11 protein-coding genes and 1 riboswitch are annotated in these 19,933 nt (G+C 39.5%); of the genes, 6 read left to right on the top strand and 5 right to left on the bottom strand.

The window, feature by feature from the left end; translation table 11 throughout:
- Positions 1-38: 38 nt before the first annotated feature.
- Both AC6HZ4_RS06785 and AC6HZ4_RS06790 read left to right on the top strand, forming a co-directional pair.
- Positions 39-1,811 (top strand): cache domain-containing sensor histidine kinase, encoded by a 1,773-nt coding sequence (locus tag AC6HZ4_RS06785; protein ID WP_497494228.1) that lies wholly within the window; start codon positions 39-41, stop codon positions 1,809-1,811.
- A complete protein-coding gene (locus AC6HZ4_RS06790; RefSeq protein ID WP_497494229.1) occupies positions 1,804-3,351 on the top strand; it encodes a response regulator transcription factor in 1,548 nt (515 codons plus the stop codon). Before AC6HZ4_RS06785 ends, AC6HZ4_RS06790 begins: the two co-directional genes overlap by 8 nt.
- A 947-nt stretch (positions 3,352-4,298) precedes the next feature.
- On the opposite strand, the gene thiC is transcribed toward AC6HZ4_RS06790, so the two are convergent.
- The 5 genes from thiC to AC6HZ4_RS06815 all read right to left on the bottom strand — a co-directional run bounded on the left by thiC (position 4,299) and on the right by AC6HZ4_RS06815 (position 11,744).
- Entirely contained in the window at positions 4,299-6,080 is a 1,782-nt protein-coding gene (gene thiC, locus AC6HZ4_RS06795; protein ID WP_497494230.1) for a phosphomethylpyrimidine synthase ThiC, read from the bottom strand.
- A gap of 135 nt (positions 6,081-6,215) precedes the next feature.
- A riboswitch (TPP riboswitch) is annotated at positions 6,216-6,330 on the bottom strand.
- A 470-nt stretch (positions 6,331-6,800) separates the two neighbouring features.
- The gene (locus AC6HZ4_RS06800; RefSeq protein WP_497494231.1) at positions 6,801-7,982 is read right to left on the bottom strand and encodes a NupC/NupG family nucleoside CNT transporter; all 1,182 of its coding nucleotides are present in this window, start codon (positions 7,980-7,982) and stop codon (positions 6,801-6,803) included.
- Between the two features lie 184 nt (positions 7,983-8,166).
- A complete protein-coding gene (locus AC6HZ4_RS06805) occupies positions 8,167-9,438 on the bottom strand; it encodes an NCS2 family permease (RefSeq protein ID WP_497495623.1) in 1,272 nt (423 codons plus the stop codon).
- Between the two features lie 113 nt (positions 9,439-9,551).
- A complete protein-coding gene (locus AC6HZ4_RS06810) occupies positions 9,552-10,370 on the bottom strand; it encodes a purine-nucleoside phosphorylase (protein ID WP_497494232.1) in 819 nt (272 codons plus the stop codon).
- Positions 10,371-10,427: 57 nt separating this feature from the next.
- Positions 10,428-11,744 (bottom strand): amidohydrolase family protein, encoded by a 1,317-nt coding sequence (locus AC6HZ4_RS06815; protein ID WP_497494233.1) that lies wholly within the window; start codon positions 11,742-11,744, stop codon positions 10,428-10,430.
- A gap of 756 nt (positions 11,745-12,500) precedes the next feature.
- Here AC6HZ4_RS06815 and AC6HZ4_RS06820 point away from each other — a divergent pair.
- The 4 genes from AC6HZ4_RS06820 to AC6HZ4_RS06835 all read left to right on the top strand — a co-directional run bounded on the left by AC6HZ4_RS06820 (position 12,501) and on the right by AC6HZ4_RS06835 (position 19,745).
- On the top strand, positions 12,501-13,229 hold the full coding sequence (locus AC6HZ4_RS06820; protein ID WP_497494234.1) for a GntR family transcriptional regulator: 729 nt from the start codon (positions 12,501-12,503) through the stop codon (positions 13,227-13,229).
- 445 nt (positions 13,230-13,674) lie between these two features.
- A complete protein-coding gene (locus AC6HZ4_RS06825; RefSeq protein ID WP_497494235.1) occupies positions 13,675-14,841 on the top strand; it encodes an acyltransferase family protein in 1,167 nt (388 codons plus the stop codon).
- A gap of 207 nt (positions 14,842-15,048) precedes the next feature.
- Positions 15,049-16,359, top strand: coding sequence for an ABC transporter substrate-binding protein (locus AC6HZ4_RS06830; RefSeq protein ID WP_497494237.1), 1,311 nt, complete (start codon positions 15,049-15,051; stop codon positions 16,357-16,359).
- A gap of 140 nt (positions 16,360-16,499) precedes the next feature.
- Positions 16,500-19,745 carry a rhamnogalacturonan lyase family protein gene (locus tag AC6HZ4_RS06835; RefSeq protein WP_497494238.1) on the top strand — a complete coding sequence of 1,082 codons (3,246 nt, stop codon included), beginning with the start codon at positions 16,500-16,502 and terminating at the stop codon, positions 19,743-19,745.
- The last annotated feature ends 188 nt before the right edge of the window (positions 19,746-19,933 follow it).

Genomic DNA, 19,933 nt, shown 5'->3' on the forward strand with positions numbered 1-19,933 from the left:
AATAAAGCATGTAAACGTGAGGGGGGACTTTAACTTCCATGAATAAGCTGCTGCTCTCTATAACAAATACCTACCAAAACTTAAAAATCAAATATAAGCTAGTTATCTTTATATCTTTTATTATGATTGTTTCTCTTTCCTTTATGTTAATTGGGTTACAATATGCCTTTCAAATTTATGATGAGCAAATTTATCGAAAGTCCTCCCAAGTGTTAACGATGTCGTCTAATAGTATTCAAGATGAACTGAAAAAGGTAGAGGAAATTTCCTTCGATATTATTACAGATAATGATATACAAAGAAACCTAAAAGATTTAAAAGGTAATATTAGCGGTTACGAACAATACCGCATTCAAAAGGAGCTCTGGGACAAGCTAACAAATTATGTTGGCTCAGAAAAGTATATTCATTCGATTCGTTTGCTTGCTGCGAATGGAACAGAATATGTAGCTGGAACGAATCCTGCGCCGCTATCACAAGAACAGAGAAATCTTATCATCTATAAAGCGGCTAAGCAGCATGGAGGTACCCTATGGATTACACCTGATGGCTTCAATGATTTCTTAGTTTCTGCGAGACAAATTCGATCGTACGAAAATTTAAGCTTAGACAAATTAGGAACATTAGTCATTCATGTTGATTTAGAAAAAATTGTGAGAGATCTGCCGAAGGAATGGGAAGAAATAGCTGGAAGTATTATGATTTCCAGCGGACAAAACATATTTTTTTCAGAAAAAACAATCAACAGCTTTAAACAATTTGACTTCTCAAACAATACAAAGCAAGGCTATAAAATTCAAAAGGTAGGCGGGCAAAGATATTTTATTACTCATATTCAGTCATCTTATGCGGATTGGACGTATTGGAATATCATCCCTTTTAATCTCATGTTTGCGAAGGTAACAGCAGTAAAGTATTCTCTTATCATTATATTTATTTTGCTGTTTATCTTTGTTATTTCTTTAGGCGTTAGATTCTCGAAAAGAATTACAAGCCCGATTGAAAGGTTAGTTTCAGCTATGAAGCATATTCAAAAGGGAGATTTTACAATAGCGGAATCATTGCCTTCCCCTCCGTTGCATCAAGATGAGGTTGGCATTCTGCATCGTAATTTTACAACTATGGTACAGCGAATCAATGAACTGATTAAAGAGAATTATGAAAAGCAGCTGTTGATCAAGGAAACGGAGTTTAAAGCACTCCAAGCGCAGATCAATCCTCACTTTATGTACAACACTTTAGAATCGATTAACTGGCTGGCAAAAGCAAATCAGCAGCAGCAGATTTCTAAAATGGTCGAGTCACTTGGATATTTGCTTCGGAATTCTATCAGTATGAAGGAAGATGTCATCACGATTGAGAAAGAAATTGAAATTGTTCGGTCCTATATAACAATTCAACAATACCGATTTGAAGAACGGCTGGATTTTTCTTTAGATATTCCTCCGGATTTACAAAATTGCTATATTCCAAAGCTTACCGTACAGCCTTTAATTGAAAATGCGATTCACTATGCTTTGGAGCCCTCGATTGAACCATGTACGATTACAGTCAGAGCCTTTAGAGAAGAAGGCTGCTTTTATCTTACAGTAGAGGACAATGGGCCGGGGATGGACGCTTCGTTACTTAATAAGATAAAGAGCGGACAAGTAAAAACAAGAGGGAATGGCATTGGATTACAGAATATTGATGAACGGATTAAGCTTTCCTTCGGTGAGCAATATGGTTTAAAAATAGAGAGCTTACCTCAGAAGGGGACGGCAGTAAGCATCATATTACCGTATCAAGTGGGGTGTGAAGAATATGTATAAGGTATTATTAGTAGATGATGAACGAATTATTTTGGAAGGGATTTCAAATGGGATTAATTGGGCTGCGTTAGACACGGTATTAGTCGATACCGCACGAAATGGTATTGAAGCCTATGAAAAAATTGTTCATGAGCAGCCGCATATTGTTATTAGTGATATTAAAATGCCGGGCATGGACGGGCTGGCATTAGCAGCTAAGGTACATCAGGAGTTTCCTTCTATTCGTTTTATTTTACTATCTGGGTTCTCTGAGTTTGAATATGCCAGAAGCGCCATGCAATATGGAGTAAAGCATTATTTACTAAAGCCTTGTAATGAGCATACCATCATGGAAACATTACAAGAAGTAACAAGTGAAATCAAAGAAGAGGAGCATAAGGAGCAGTTTGTACAAGGTATAAAAAGCCGTTTTGAAACAGCGCAGCCTTATCTAAAGGAGCAGCTATTGAAGGAGTTTATTTCGAATAAAATCTATACAAACAAAGACTTAAGCTATTATCAAAGGCTGTTTCATATTGAATTAAGCGATCAGCAAGTGCGGCTTATTTTGTTTCAATTAGAGGGTGAATTTGATTTTGAGCATATGTATGCGATCAAAAACATTGCGGAGGAAATCTTTGTTTCTCCCTTGCTAAGTACGATTATTGGAGAATACGTCCTATTTATTATGGAGGAAGGAGAAGCAGCAAAGCTGCAGGATCAAATTAATCTCATCCGTGAGCGCTTCTTTCAGTTTTACGAGCTGGATACCACAGTTGCGGTAAGTGAAGCGGATCATATTCGCAGCGCGAGAAAACTCTATCAAGAAACGTTGGAATGCTTGAATCATCGTTTTTATTTAAGCGAGGGAAGTATTATTACAAAGAAGGATATAATGTCTGTTAGCCAAAGCAACAACTTCCACATAGAATTTGATGAACAGCAATTTTGTTTACTGATTAAATCAGGGCATTGGGAAGATGTGCATGAAGAAATTACAAACTTTTTTACTACCCTCATCAACAAACGGTTAGGCATTCATTTAACCAAATCATATGCAATGCAGCTGTTCCTTGTTATGGTTCAGACATGTGATTCAGAGCGTATGAATGTATACATGGAGAAAATTTCTGCTCTTATGGCAATGAATACAGTGCAGCAAATGAAAACATTTTTTGAACAGACTGCAAAAGAAATTACCCTTACGTATTACGACCGGCATAAGACAAAGCATTCATCCATTATTAATAAGGTAATTGGCATTATTGATGGGCATCTTGGCAATCCGAACTTATCATTAAAGTGGGTTGCAAATCAAATGCTATATATGAACGCGGATTACTTAGGGAAGCTGTTTAAACAAGAAACAGGAGAACGGTTTTCTAACTATGTAATGAAGGCACGAATTGAAAAAGCGATGGAACAGATCAAGCAAATGGATGATGTGAAAATTGTGACGCTAGCGGAAATGATAGGATTTGGCGATAATCCGCAATATTTCAGCCAAGTATTTAAAAAGCATACAGGATGTACTCCTTCCGAATACCGAAAGGCGCTTTAAAGGATCATACACGTGAATAGATACTGTTGTTGTTTTACAGTCCAAGTATGAAAAACGCAGGACAAGAAATTCCAATCCGTTAAATATTTGCAAGATATTGGAGCAACAGTAGCCGGAAACTCTGGTGTATCCGTGCCAAAATACGGAACGAGTTTCCTTCCAGAGTTGAATAATGTCAGGGAAGCATGTCCGGTTGTAAAATATGAGACATAAAGGTTGCAAAGTAGCTTCTTCAAGAAAGCTTTGCAGCCTTTTCATGCTTCTATACCTCACGTCATTACGCGGCGATCCTATAGCGATTGAACCGTTAAAAGGAAAAAACATACCTAACAATATACAACTGAGACAACAGAAACACTCGAATAATATGCAATGGAGCAAGATCATCGTTTTATAAAGAAGTGAATTCGTACTATGCTAGAATTCAAAAAAGGACAGACTTCAGCAAGGGGTGAAGTCTGTCCAGGCTAAGATTGAATTTATACATAAATGACTGTCGTATCATAATTCACAGCTGAAAAGGATATTGCGGTTCTATGTTTCGAAAACATCATATTTGCATCAGAACCACTTTTTATGCTATTTAAATAGAGTATAACTGGTTAGGTAATCCCTGATTAGATGCCTTATCTTGTATTAGTGTAACTTCGAGGAATGGGTAAAGTTGCAAATTTAGCTTGTAAGGGCTACCTTTCAGTTCTTTATAACACTTTATCTAAACTTTCTTACAATAAGTGTTATAAACTACTATTACCAATGTAGACTTTCTACCCTCTGACACTTTGTACAGGTTCGTACATAACCATTGCTTATAAATTCATGCTTACAATTGTTTTGCAGGCTAATTAGCTCTTCCTTCAGCCGTTCTAGCAGATTGTTTAGTTGTCTTATTTCCTCTTTAATTTGGATCACTCGCTGCATCGAATTCTCCTTTCCAGCTATACGTATTATAGGTAGAGTTCGCCGCCTGTTTTTTTAAATTCATTTGCTTTTTCTTTTAAACCCTCGTCAATGATGCTTTCAACACCAAGTCCTTTTTCCCTTGCAGCATCACGAATATCCTGTGAAATTCTCATGCTGCAAAATTTTGGACCGCACATGGAACAGAAATGCGCAGTTTTGGCACCTTCAGCTGGAAGAGTTTCATCATGATATTCGATTGCTCTTTCAGGATCAAGGGATAGGTTAAACTGGTCTCTCCAACGAAACTCAAATCTTGCTTTTGAAAGGGCATCATCTCGTTTTTGGGCACCCGGATGACCTTTGGCTAAATCAGCAGCGTGAGCAGCAATTTTATATGTAATAACCCCTACTCTCACATCCTCTTTATTCGGAAGCCCTAGGTGTTCTTTTGGAGTTACATAACAAAGCATTGCTGTGCCAAACCACCCAATCATTGCAGCTCCAATTGCCGAAGTAATATGATCGTAGCCAGGAGCAATATCTGTTGTAAGCGGTCCAAGAGTATAGAATGGAGCTTCTTGGCAGAGTTCCATTTGTTTATCCACGTTTTCTTTGATTAAGTGCATAGGAACGTGGCCCGGTCCCTCAATCATTACTTGCACATCATGCTTCCATGCAATCTTTGTGAGTTCACCCAATGTTTCCAATTCCCCAAATTGTGCTTCATCGTTTGCATCTGCGATTGAACCAGGACGGAGGCCATCTCCTAAGGAGAAGGATACATCATATGCTTTCATAATTTCACAGATTTCTTCAAAGTGAGTGTAAAGGAAGTTTTCTTTATGATGGGCAAGACACCATTGTGCCATAATAGAGCCGCCTCGTGAAACAATTCCAGTTACGCGCTTTGCTGTTAATGGAATATATCGCAAAAGCACACCCGCATGAATCGTAAAGTAATCCACACCCTGTTCCGCCTGTTCGATTAATGTGTCGCGGAACACTTCCCAAGTTAAATCCTCAGCAATTCCATTCACTTTCTCAAGTGCCTGATAAATAGGTACAGTTCCAACTGGAACAGGTGAATTTCGAATAATCCACTCGCGAGTTGTATGGATGTTTTTACCGGTGGAAAGATCCATTAGTGTATCTGCTCCCCAACGAGTAGCCCATGTCATTTTTTCCACTTCTTCTTCGATAGATGAAGTAACAGCTGAATTTCCGATATTCGCGTTAATCTTCACATGGAAGTTACGTCCAATAATCATTGGTTCCGCTTCAGGATGATTAATGTTAGCAGGAATAATGGCGCGGCCGCGGGCCACTTCATCCCGAACAAACTCAGGGGAAACATTTTCCCTTATAGCAATAAATTCCATTTCAGGAGTAATAATTCCTTGACGTGCATAATGCATCTGCGTTACATTTTTCCCTTTTTTTGCACGTAATGGTTTTCGCTTGAGTCCTGGAAAGACAAGTGCATTAGCTCGTGGATCATCCTTTTTATACCCATTATCTTCAGGCTTTATCTCTCGCCCTTCATACTCCTCTACATCCTCACGTTCGAGAACCCAATTGCGGCGTATCGGACGGAGACCATTGCGGATATCGACTAAATCATTGGTATCTGTGTACGGGCCGCTTGTGTCATACACACGTACAGGGGGATTTTCCTCTTCACCAAATGAACCAGTTGTTGGACTTAATTGAATTTCGCGCATCGGAACTTGAATGTCTGGTCTAGATCCTTCTACATAGACCTTTTTACTTCCCGAGAAACTAGACATGATAGAAAAATTCATATCCTGTACAGAATTGTTTTTCATGATTGTATTCGCTCCTTTTTTAAATGATTAAAAAGGACAAAATCCAATCCACTTGCAGCATGAAAAGCCGGGACCTGTTATAGGACCCGGCTGATGTTAGAGGATAGGTACATAATAATTATTAATCATTATGTGTAGTAGATATTCTAACTTCCCCACGCTGGTATGAACCAGATCAGGTCCTGAGGGTTAAGAAACTTTATCGTGTTTCTCTCTCAGCCCAACTTATTGGACACCCCTAGTCTGAAAATTTTAAGTTTTACAAGTTTACTATAAAGAATATAGAGAGAATTGTAAAGGGAATATTTAGCTGTTTTTATCGAAGCCGTTGGAATAGTGCCTCAAGACTAACGGGATATTACGGCAGATGTGCGGGGATTTTGTTTTTATTTTGAAGACTGTAAACAATTTGAATGCACGAATTTATATCTTTTCGTACATTCGTTTTCTTGTAAAATAAGAGTCATTGAAAAAGAGGGAAGATTAGGTTCTAGTACAAAAATTCTTCGTTAGAGCCATAGAATAGAAATTTCCTGCTAGCCTTGAGAGTAAATGGATAACCGAAATAACTTATGCTCGGAAGCTTCTAAGTTAGAAGAGAAAGTATGTAGAGATTAAAAAACAGATGCGGAACCAAGAAATAAAGTTTGATCAGGAGGGCTGTAAAAGGGATAGCGTGAGCTATCCCTTTTACATTTGCTCTTCTATTCTACTCAAAGATTACAGCATCACACCAACAATAGTCCCTGATAATATACTTACTAAAGTGGCTCCATATAAAAGTTTTAAACCAAATTGAGAAACAACATTCGCTTGTTTTGCGTCAATACTTTTTGTCGCACCAGCAATAATCCCAATGGAAGAAAAATTGGCAAATGATACAAGAAATACTGATAAAATACCAACTGTTCGTGGTGATAACTCTGCTGATACATTTGCTAAATCAAGCATTGCTACAAACTCGTTTGTAACTAATTTTGTTGCCATAATCTTACCAGCTTCCAGCATTTCTGATGCTGGAATTCCCATAATGAAAGCCAATGGTGAGAAGATATATCCTAAGACACTTTGGAATGTGATACCGAAAATATAGTCGAATACACCATTAATTGCTGCCATTAATGCTACAAAGCCAATTAACATTGCACCCACCATAACAGCAATAGTAAATCCGAGTGTAATGTATTCACTTAACATTTCAAAGAATGTTTGTTTTTTTTCTTCTTGTAACTCTAAAATATCTTCCTCTTCATTTATTTTGTAAGGGTTTACAATGTGGACAATGATAAATCCGCTAAATAAGTTCAAAACAAGTGCTGTTACCACATACTTGGGTTCAACCATTTTCATGTACGAACCAACAATTGACATAGAAACAGTAGACATGGAAGAGGCACAAAGCGTATATAATCGGCTTTTTGGCAACCGGCTTAACTGATCCTTTACTGTAATGAATACTTCTCCTTGTCCAATAATTGCTGCTGCAACAGCATTATAGGACTCCAGCTTTCCTAAACCATTTACTTTACTTAATAGGAAACCGACTCCTTTAATGATAAAAGGTAAAACTTTGAGGTGTTGCAATATCCCGATTAATACTGCAATGAAAACAATTGGAAGCAATACAGAAAGGAAGAATGAGAATTCTCCTTGATTAACCAGACCGCCAAATACAAAATTAATACCGGATTCTGCATAATGCAGGAGTGTTCCAAACCCATCAGAAATTCCTTTAATTAATATAAATCCGATTTGTGTATTTAATAAAGAGTACGATAACACTAATTGTATAACAAGCATAAGCATAATTGGTTTATATTTAATCTGCTTGCGATCACTGCTTGCAAGAAAAGCTAGTAAAAAAGTAATAGCTAATCCGAGTATAAAGATTAGAAATTTCATTCTGTATTTCCTCCCACAAAATATTTTAATATAAAAACCTTCTTATATTTAAGAGTTTAAAGGATAAGTTGTTTTATCCAAAACACTCCTTAAAGTACTTTGACATTGTATGTTTCTTGTGTATCTACTTTAAGGAGTGAAGTTCGGTGCAAGAGAGATTTGTTCTTTATTTATAAAATACGTACTAATGTACAAGTACAGAAGAAGCGACGATATTCAACAGAAAGAGCACGGCAATTAGGTAAATGAGAGGTGACACATATTTCCACTTTCCAATCGCCACTTTGACTAATGGATATGCGATAAAACCAAAGGCCAAACCGTCGGCGATACTGGATGTTAATGGAATACAGACGATAATTAAAAAAGCTGGAAAACTCTCGGAAAAATCATGAAAAGGGATGTTAATCACACTTTTCATCATTAATGCTCCAATGATAATCAATACCGGAGCAACTGCATTTTCAGGTATTAGCTGAATGAACGGCAAAGCTGCCATTGAGAGGGCAAACAAGATTGCTGTTACTAGGGCAGGAATACCAGTTTTTCCTCCTTCTGAGATTCCGGATGCACTCTCAGCGGAAGCAATGGTCGGGCTGGTTCCAAAGATTCCCGATGCAATCGTAGAGATCGCCATTGCTTTGTAAGCACGAGGAAACTTTTCAACATCCGGCAGCATCCCGCTTAGCAATCCCATGTTTTCAAAGAGAAGAATCATAGTCATAGAAAAAACGGCGATCCAGAAAGAAATCTGTAGGATACTGAACTCGCTGGAGGCAAACAGCTGGCTGTAAGCGTGAAAATCCATTCCTTTGTTAGTAATTTCCTTTTTTTCAGTAATCCAAAGGGTCAATATACTAGTAAAGAAGAGACCGATTAATAGGCTCCCTTTGACATTGCGAACAAATAGCACTAGTGTGACCAGCAGGCCTGCTAGTGTAGACAGTGCAATAGGGCTTCCAAAATTGCCAAGGGCGACGAGAGTAGTTTCACTAGATTGAATAATTCCCCCTTTCTGCAGCCCAATAAAGGTAAGAAAAAGTCCAATGCCCACTGTGATCCCATGTTTTAACGAATCAGGGACAGACGATAGGATTTGATTTCCGAAAGAAGTGATACTGACGAGAAAAAATAGAACTCCTGAGATGATTACCACAGTCATCCCCTGTTGAGGGGTGAGCCCCATAGACTGAATCATCGTATAACTAAAAAAAGCATTGATCCCCATGCCGGGAATCACAATAATCGGCGCATTAACCCATAGGGCCATCAGTAGACAGCCTGCAATTGATGCAATAATGGTTGCTATGACGCTAGCGCTTAATGGAATTCCAGCGTCTTTTAAAATCAAGGGATTGACCAGTATAATATAGGCGCTTGTGAAAAAAGAGGTTAGCCCTGCCGTTAACTCTCTTTTCCACGTCGTCCCGTGTGCTTCCAATTGAAAATATTGCATGAAACGCTGAATCACAATTCTACTCCTCCATTTCGATCCAACTATGTTTGCCCGGACAATCAGCCTTCTTTGGCCTATGCTGGATGTATGAGCTTTTCAGAATCGAAATTCTTCTACATTGCAACAATGACTTCTTTGACCAATTGCAAAAATTGAGCTTTGATTTTTTCGGTTGTTTCCATTACTTCATCATGCGTTAAAGAGTGTTCAGAAATGCCTGCTGCCATATTGCTAATACAGGAAATGCCCAGAACCTCTAACCCGGAATGTCTGGCAACGATTACTTCTGGAACAGTGGACATTCCAACAGCATCCGCTCCGATTCTCCCCAAGAACTTAACCTCAGCTGGTGTTTCATAACTAGGTCCAATCACTCCAGCGTAGACACCTTCCACGACTTTTATTTTTTCCTTGGCTGCTACTTCTTTTGTTAAAGCAATCAATTTCTTCGAATAAGCCTCGGACATGTCTGGAAATCTTTCTCCAAACTCCTCTTCATTAGGTCCAATCAACGGATTTTGGGAGGTTAAATTGAGATGGTCTTGAATGATCATCAAGTCACCAGGCTTAAAAGCTGAGTTAATACCGCCTGCTGCATTTGTTACAATAATTTGCTCAACTCCAATCGCTTTCATGACACGGATAGGATAGGTAACAGCCGCAAGTGCATGACCTTCATAGTAGTGAAATCGTCCTTGCATTGCGATTACACGCTTACCCTTTAAATCGCCAATCACTATCTGACCTTTATGGCCTGCCACGGTAGAAACGGGAAAATGAGGAATGACATCGTAAGGAATGGCAATTGGATTTTCAATTTCGTCTGCTAATATGCCAAGTCCAGACCCTAGGACTAGGCCAATCAATGGGGATTGATCCACCTTGGAAAGCAAGTATTCCTTTGTTTGTTGAATTTTTTCGCTAAGCCTCATGTTTTTTCTCCTCTCAAATGTTAAAAATTAAATTGAAAGTTTTAATATGCCTGGAGTTTATCCTGAAAGGCTAGCCTGCAGACGATTCACTTCAGCAATCACTTTTTCTTCATCTATAGTTAAGCAGCAGCGGTCTTTCACAATTACCCTGCCATCGATGTACACATCGCATACATCGCGTCCGCATGCTGCATAAAGCAAATGTGAATACGCTTCACTAAGTGGTTGTAGATGTTCCTTGTCATACGGATAAATTGTAATGAAATCAGCCCTTTTAGCTATTTCCAGAGAACCTGTGTGACTCATACCAATGGCTTCAGCTCCTACTCGTGTGGCCAAGGATAGCGTCGTTGGGGCCGGGAGCTTAGTTGCATCTTTATAGATACCTTTTTGCAGCAGTGCAGCGGTTCGCATCTCCTCAAACATATCGAAATTGTTATTGGAAGCTACGCCGTCTGTTGCAATTCCTACTTTTATTCCGGCATCTAGAAGACGAACGACATCGGCAATGCCTGAGCCAAGCTTCAAGTTGCTGATTGGATTATGGGCAACCCGTACATCATACTGCTTTAATATCGCCCGCTCTTCATCATTGAGCATCACACCGTGAGCCATCACAGTTGGCTGATCAAAGAGACCTAAACGGCGAAGATGCTCGACAGGACGAACTCCGTAACGTTTTTCAATATCTAGCACTTCAAAATCCGTTTCCGAAACGTGAATGTGTACCATCAAATCATTTTCTTTAGCAATCCGTGCACTTTCAATAAGAGCTTCTGGCGTGCAAGCATACGGGCTATGGGGCGCTACCATCGTTGTTAGACGGTCATCAGCAGCCATTTTATAGCTTTTAGCAAAACGCTCAGCTCCCATGAGGTTTGCTTTCTGTTCTTGTTTCGTGCCTAAGCTAAAAATCGTATAAGAAAAGGCTCCACGAATCCCGGTTTCCCCAATCGTCTGTATTACAGCATCGGGATCTATGCTATTGGGATTAAACATATCTGAGAATGTAGTTGTTCCGGATTTTAACATCTCTAAAATACCAAGCTGGGTACTTACAGAAGCAATTTCCGTTGTAAACCGGGCTTCAATTGGCCATATTCGGGTTTCCAGCCACGGTTTTAGCAGCATATCATCTCCAATGCCGCGCAAAAGAGTCATCACTATATGAGAATGGGCATTTACCAATCCTGGCAGAACCCATTTTCCGCCAAGATCTACCACCTGATTTGCCTTTGCAAGCCATTCTGCAGAATATGGACCGATGTAGGAGATGAGTTGATTCTCAACAATCATAATGCCATTTTTGAAGATTCGATTTTCCTTATCCATGGTGAAAAAGGTAGCGTTTACATAAGCGGTATTCAATAACATCTCCTCCAAAATGATTTCGTATGATTAAGCTATTGTTTCTCCATGCCTTCCTAAAAGGACGGACAAGTACGCATGAATTAGAATTGTTTTTCTCTAAAAAAGGCCTTAACGGCTTCCAGCAAGGGTATGTAAATCCTTCATTTTGCGCTAGATAGGTGCTTCTCTAGTATTTCAACGTCTCTTATTTCTGTGCGCTGTCTAAATAGTTAATCAAAGGTCAAGGATTGAAAGTGTTTTTATACCTTCGGTTGTAAGATGTCAGACAACTAGAAAGCATTTAGGTTGATTCTAGCACTTAATTATCTAGTATGCAATATTTTTTGAAAGCAAAATCTGTAAACGAATCTTTCTAATGTGCGGTAATTTACTACTGAATGAGAAAGGATTCGTTTCAACACCTCTTATTTTGCAAGCCTTGTAAATAGTTAATCAAAAGATACATATCGAAAGCGTTTTCTTGATATGGGTTGTTGGATGTCCAACAACCAGGATTGCTTAGGTTGATTCTAGCACTTGATTATCGCATATTCAATACTTTTTGAAAGTAAATTTTAAAACTTGTGGTATTAGCAAATGCTTATGCATGGTTACATTTATCCAAGTGTTTACAAAAACCAAGGAGGAGAATATAGGCTGTGTGTAATTCGAATTGAAATATGATCTATACGATAGAGTCCCTATTAGAAAACAAATAGCAAAATGATGTTTATTTTGATACCATAAAATAACTAATGTCTTTTATGGAGGTTCGTATTCATGTATGCAGAGGATTATCATAAATCACGGTATTTAGTTATCATAGATAAGATTAAAGAAGAAATAGAGAATGGTAATTTAAAACCCGGAGAGAAGTTGCCTTCCGAAACGGAATTGGCTAAAAAGTTTAAAGTAAGTCGTTCTACATTAAGAGAAGCTTTAAGATCATTAGAACAAGAAAATATAATTACTAAAAAGCATGGGATAGGGACATTTATAAACCAGAAACCTTTATATTCTAATGGGATAGAAGAATTGTTTAGCGTTACAGATTTGATTCAAAGGGGAGGACACACACCCGGCACAAGGTTAATTTTTTCAGACTATGTAACGCCAAATAGCCAAGAGAAAGAAAAATTAAATCTTAAGGATAATGAAAAAATATTGTTGGTTAAAAGAATAAGAACGTCTAATCAAGAACCGTTAGTATATTGTATAGATAAAATTCCTGAACATCTGTTACCAAAAGGATGTACATTAGACCGAGAATCTATTTTTAATTTTTTAGAAGACAAAGCGAATCTTAAAATTGATTATGCGACTACAGACATTGGAACAACTAGTTATCTGCCGGAAATTTCTGATAGTTTAAAATGTGATAAAGAAACTCCTTTATTAGTTCTAAAACAATCTCACTATGATGAAAAAGATCAGCTTATTTTATATTCAATCAATTATTTCCGTTCTGATAATTTTAGCTTTCATGTGTTCCGTAAACGCTTAAGATAAGGTTTTTGGCGCGAGAATTCTGAAATTTGGACATAATAATACGACTAATCTATGTAAAAGAGGGGGATCGGCGGGGGATTCTGAAATAACACCATTTAATGTGTCTTGTTCAATAGATGAAAAGGATGATGAAGTTCTATGTTTAAAAAAATCATCTTTGCGCCAAAATCCTTTAAAGCTCCTAGAACGGTACCCCTTATAGTAAGAGGTTCTTGACTATACATTTTTATCTAGCAAAACTAAAAGAATCAAAATATTTCAAAGAGATATCGCATGTTTAGCAGAGAACAGAAGTTGAATCTATCAAAAAACTTCCAAAATTCCCCGATTATCAGGAGCGAAATGATAAAATTTAGTAGGAGTTTGCATCTACTGATTTTTGTCATTCATTTGATGAAGAGTTAGCAGTCCTATAAATAAGGATATTATGATTAGGGGGGAGCACATGAAGGAAGAAACTGGAGTAAAAAGAAGGTACGACATAGACTGGCTTAGAAACCTTGGTATTTTATTGTTATTTCCATTTCATTCGTCCAGGGTGTTTGACCATTGGGATCCATTTTATGTAAAAAATGATGTGTTGAGCTGGGGAGCCAGTTGGTTTATTGCATTGACTAGTTATTGGTTTATGCCATTACTGTTTTGGTTAGCTGGATCAGCAAGCTGGTATGCTCTTCAAGCTAGGTCCAATCATCAATATATTAAAGATCGTGTTGATAGGTTGTTTATCCCGCTTCTCTTTGGAGTATTGTTCATGGTTCCGCCTCAGGGCTATTATGCAAAATGGCAGCATACAGGTGAAGTTGGTCCGTATTGGTCATTCTTACAGGCATTTTTCACTGATTTTAGTGATTTATCTGGATACTTCGGTACATTTACGCCTGCCCATTTATGGTTTATTCTCTATTTATTTGTCTTGTCACTCATTGCACTGCCGTTCTTTATCTTTTTTAAAAGTGAAAAACGAAAGCAGGCGATTGAAAAATTTAATTTGGCCTTCAGCCAGCCGCTGATGTTTCTTCTCTTTTTTATTGTTTTAGTGTTAACACAAGCTTTGCCTGCGCCGGGCGGTCAAAATCCATTCTATTTCCTGGTAATATTTGTAGCGGGCTTTATTGCATGCAGCCATCCCAGCTATGAGGAAATGTTTAATCGTATGCGCCTGAAAGCATTTATATTAGTCCTGTTATTAGTTCCAACATGGATTGTTCTTATGCAGTACAACCAAGATGCAACAGGATTTTCCGCAGTTGCTATTATACTAACTTGTTTGCGGACATTAAATGTCTGGTTGACTCTTATTGTTATACTTGGGTTCGGAAATAAATTTTTAAATTTCTCACATAAGCTATTACCCTATTTCAATCAAGCAGCTTTCCCTATTTACATTATTCATCAGAGTGTGCTGGTCGTTGTGGGGTACTATGTGCTACAGCTAAATCTTGGTGTTCTTCCAAAGTTTTTTATCATCATGATCTTAACATTCGCTATCTCGTTGTTGATGTATGAGCTGATTATAAAGCGATTAACGGTCACACGATGGTTATTCGGATTGAAAAGGAAATCATTACATCTAAATTTAGAAAATAACCGAATGAAAAAGAACTTATAAAAATTTAGGAAGCAGTACCACCATTATAGGAGGTATTGCTTTTCTATTTACCTGAAAAAGCAGTGTTATTTATCATAAAAGCTTATAAGCGATATCCCTGTTTTTTAAACAATCATATCTGTTTTTTACATTCCAAACTTTTTTAAAATGGCTAGAATAATAAATGTAAGCACTTACAAAAATGATGATGAAAGAAGGGGGATCGCAATGAAGAAGTTGTTCTTATCAATACTAAGTTTGGTCCTGCTAGTAGTCATGACAGCTTGTGGCTCTAAGAGCGAAAGCACATCAGGCAACACAGAAAAAGAAGCATCAGAAAAAGAGCCGATTACACTGCGTGTGTCATGGTGGGGCGGACAGCCTCGACATGATTATACAATGAAAGTTATTGAAATGTATGAAAAGGAACATCCAAACGTCAAGATTGAAGCGGAATTTGCCAACTGGGATGATTATTGGAAGAAGCTGGCGCCCATGGCTGCGGCAAACCAGCTGCCTGACGTGATGCAAATGGATATGGCGTATTTATCGCAATATGGTGAAAAGGGGCAGCTTGAGGATTTAACACCTTACACAAAAAATAAGACAATCGATGTAAGCTCAATTGATTCAAATAATCTATCAGGCGGCATGATTGGCAATAAGTTATACGGTTTTTCCTTAGGCTCAAACGTGCTATCTGTTATTGCAAACGACGACTTGCTTAAGCAAGCGGGCGTTGAGCTTAATGACAAAAATTGGACTTGGGATGATTTTGAAAAGATGGCGACTGGGGTTCGGGAAAAAACCGGCCAATATGGAACGAACGGCATGAATCCTCCAGATGTGTTCTTCCCTTACTACTTAAGAACGCAGGGAGAGAAGTTTTACAAGAAGGATGGAACAGGTCTTGCGTATTCCGATGACAAGCTGTTTATCGATTACTTTGAAAGACAGCTTCGTTTAGTGGATGCCAAAGCATTCCCAACACCTGACGAGCAAGCACAGGTGAAAGGACTTGAGGATGATTTTATTGTAAAGGGCAAATCCGCTGTAACATGGAATTATTCCAACCAGTACCTTGGCTTTGCACAGTTATCCCAAGCATCACTTAGCCTGCATTTACCGCCTGAACAAGAGAAGGAAAAGGCACTATTTTTAAGACCAAGCATGTTCTTCTCTATTCCAAAGAGCTCCAAGCATAAAGAAGAAGCAGCAAAGTTTATTGACTTCTTCACAAACAATGTTGAAGCAAACAAGCTTATCAAGGGAGACCGCGGCGTACCGGTATCCTCTAAAGTAGCGGACGCTATCAAGCCTGAGCTAAGCGAAGACGCAAAGAAGATTTTTGAATATGTAGAACTTGCTTCGCAGCATGCAAGTGAAACAGACCCGCCAGATCCTCTTGGCAGTGCGGAAGTAATGAAAGCGCTTAAAGATATTTCAGACCAAATTTTATTCAAGAAAATTACGCCTGCAGAAGGTGCAAAGAAATTCAGAACGCAAGCAAATGAAATTTTAGCTAGAAACAAGCAATAGAGACACCGATAAAAGAGTACGAGGGCTGCAAGAGGTAATAGTTTTCGTACTCTTTTTTCTGATTTTCATAGCTTGTGGAATTACATCTGGTGAAATAGATAGATGTACTTGTATTTCTTTACTAACAAGGAGGCATACAAATGGCGAAGAAAAAATCAAAAAAGCTGCCGATTGCAATGGGACTTATGGTAACGCTCTCTACCGTTTCTGGTGTAGGTGGTGTGGATCAAGGAAAAGCCTTGGCAGAGGAAACAACTTCTGTGCAGCAGCAGGCTCTAGCTCCTACAGTACTGAAATTTGACTTTGGTTCTACTACGAGTCCCGTCGCAGAAGGCTACACCCGGGTCGATAATAATATGCTTTATGATAAAGCGAGAGGGTATGGACTCGATAAAGTAGTGAGCGCACGTGACAGGGGAACTCCGGATGATATCCGAAGAGACTTTATTAATGGGAACTATTCATTCTTGGCAGACGTGCCAAATGGAGATTATTACGTCAAGATTATTGCAGGCGATGCTATTGCAGCCAATACGACTACTGTTTCGATGGAAGGAGTATCACAAGGGTCCATAACCTCTAGCAGCGGGAAGTTTTCTGAACTCGCAAAGATTATTACAGTAATGGATGGCCAATTGAACATTTCCCTTGGCAAGGATGGCCGTGTAAACGCAATTGAAATTACTCCGATTTCGGCGCCAAGCGGGGCAGCTCTGCAGAATCTAACGCTTACTCCAAATCCATCTGTCAGTTTGAAATGGGATAGGGCAGAAGGAGCAGCGAGCTATAATATTTACCGAATGACTGATGGTGAAAACAATGTAATGAAAATCGGCAGTGCTGCTACTCCTAACTTTACTGACACTACAGCGGAGCTTGGTTATACATATCAGTATATGATTACACAGGTGAATACTGATCATGTGGAATCCGCCAAGAGCTCTCCTGTGTCGGTCACTGTAACGGACACATCGGTATCGGTTCCGGCAGCTCCTTCTCAGCTTGCTTTAAAAAGTGCTTCGGAAAACGCTGTATCATTTAACTGGAAGCCTGCGGAGCGCGCTTTGAAATATTATATTTACAAGGCAAATTCACCGGAAGGCCCATTTACCCGAATTGGTACAACCGAAAATGCAGAATTTACGGATCAGTCCGTGTCGACTGCCAATGCCTATTATAAAGTTACAGCTGTTAACCTAGGGGGATTGTCTAAAACGTCAGAGGCACTAAAAACGCCAATTAGCAAGGTGATGTTCCGTCAAATGGAAAAGCTTAACCGCGGTCTTGTTGCTGTGAAGGAGGATCATGGCGTTTACGTCGGTTGGCGCATGCTTGGTACGGATTCTGAAAATATCTCCTTTAATTTGTACCGGGACGGTCAAAAGGTTAATGCTGCTCCTATTACAGGAAGTACAAATTACTTTGATGAAGGCGGAAACGAGAACTCGATCTATGAAATCCGGACTGTTTCCTATGGAAAGGAACAGCCAGGTTCAAGTGCGGCAAAGGTTTGGAATAACAGCTATCTGGACATTCCGCTGCAAAAGCCGGACGGCGGCACGACACCAGATGGAGTGGCGTATACGTACAGAGCTAATGATGCTAGTGTAGCTGATCTTGATGGAGACGGTGAGTATGAAGTGGTTTTGAAATGGGACCCATCTAACTCAAAGGATAATTCCCAAGCGGGCTATACAGGAAATGTATTCATCGATGCCTATAAAATGGATGGAACTCGGCTATGGAGAATTGATTTAGGCAGAAATATTCGCGCAGGCGCCCATTATACGCAAATGATGGTATATGATTTGGATGGGGATGGAAAGGCTGAAGTAGCCATGAAAACAGCGGACGGCACGATTGATGGGACCGGTACGGTTATTGGTGATGCGAATGCCGATTACCGGAATTCCAGCGGTTATATTTTAAGCGGTCCTGAGTATTTTACCATCTTTAATGGACAAACAGGGAAGGCATTAACAACGACCGATTATGAACCGTCTAGGGGCAATGTAGCTGACTGGGGTGATGCATACGGAAACCGTGTAGACCGCTTCCTTGCAGGTGTCGCGTATCTTGACGGGGAAAGACCGAGTGTCATTACGGCTCGCGGCTATTATACAAGGACTGTACTGACTGCCTATAATTGGAGAGACGGAAAACTGACAAAGCTATGGACCTTTGACAGCAATGATTCCGGTCATGCAGGTTATGCTGGTCAAGGCTATCATAACTTAGCTGTAGCTGATGTTGATAACGATGGTAAGGATGAAATCATTTACGGAGCAATGGCTCTCGATGATGATGGAAAAGGACTCTATACGACTGGACTTGGACACGGGGATGCCCAGCATGTAGGGGATCTAGATCCTGATAGACCCGGGCTGGAAATGTTCGCCGTTCATGAAGAGCGGCCGAACCGGGCTGGCATTGAATTCCGCGATCCTAATACAGGGAAGCTAATCTGGGGAATTGCAACAAACTATGATGTAGGGAGAGGACTATCAGCTGATATTGACCCAAGATACAAGGGGGAAGAAACCTGGGCAATAGATGGGGCATGGAACAGTCCTACCGGCGGTTTGTTTACGGTGAAGGGGGAAAAGATTTCCACAAACATTCCTGCTGCCAATTTTGCGATTTGGTGGGATGGGGATCCGCTGCGAGAGATTCTTGATCATAATTTTGGCGGACAAGACGGGGTTGGTACGATCGCCAAGTGGGATTATAAAAACATGAAAGCTGTTAATCTATTAACGGCAACTGGAACATACTCCAACAACGGAACAAAGGGAAATCCTAGCTTACAAGCCGATATTCTAGGAGACTGGCGAGAGGAAGTGATCTGGCGAACAGAGGATAGCAGTTCTCTTCGCATCTACACGACAACGGACGTTACAGACCGCCGAATCCATACGCTTATGCATGATTCAGTATATCGGCTAGGGGTAGCTAGAGAGAACGTAGGTTACAATCAGCCTCCTCATCCTAGTTTCTACCTTGGAGAAGGTATGCAAAATCCACAGCTGCCAAATATGTATGCCTCTAAAGTCATTGCAGTTAGCACGGAAATACATCCAGGGACATTGAGTTTACAATCTAAAGGAGAGGACCATTCAATGACGGCAAATATTGCATTGCCGCAAGGGATAGATGCATCCTTAGTCGATCCTTCAACTATACGATTGCATGTCAATGGAAAAACCATATTTGCAGAAAGAGCTCCAGTTCAGACATCGGATAAAGGTTTTGTAGTAAAGTGGAGCAGACCAGCTGTTATAGAGGCCTTTGAAGGACAAACAGGGGAGATTGAGGTTAGTATGACTGGCTCTCTTAAGGATAGCAGTATGTTAAAAGGAAGCACTATCTTAAAGGTAACAAAGTAACACCGAATTCTATCTTATATAACTCTGTTGATTTTAGATAAAAAACAGCTTGGCTGCCACAACCAGGCTGTTTTTCAGTTTTATTGATTAATTTATTACCTCTCTTGGCGGCTGTCGTATCTCTCAATGAATTAGGAGTGTTTCAGCTATATTCGTATTTTCACAAAATCCTGCATACTTGCTATTGT

The sequence above is a fragment of the Ectobacillus sp. OTK genome (assembly GCF_059698935.1).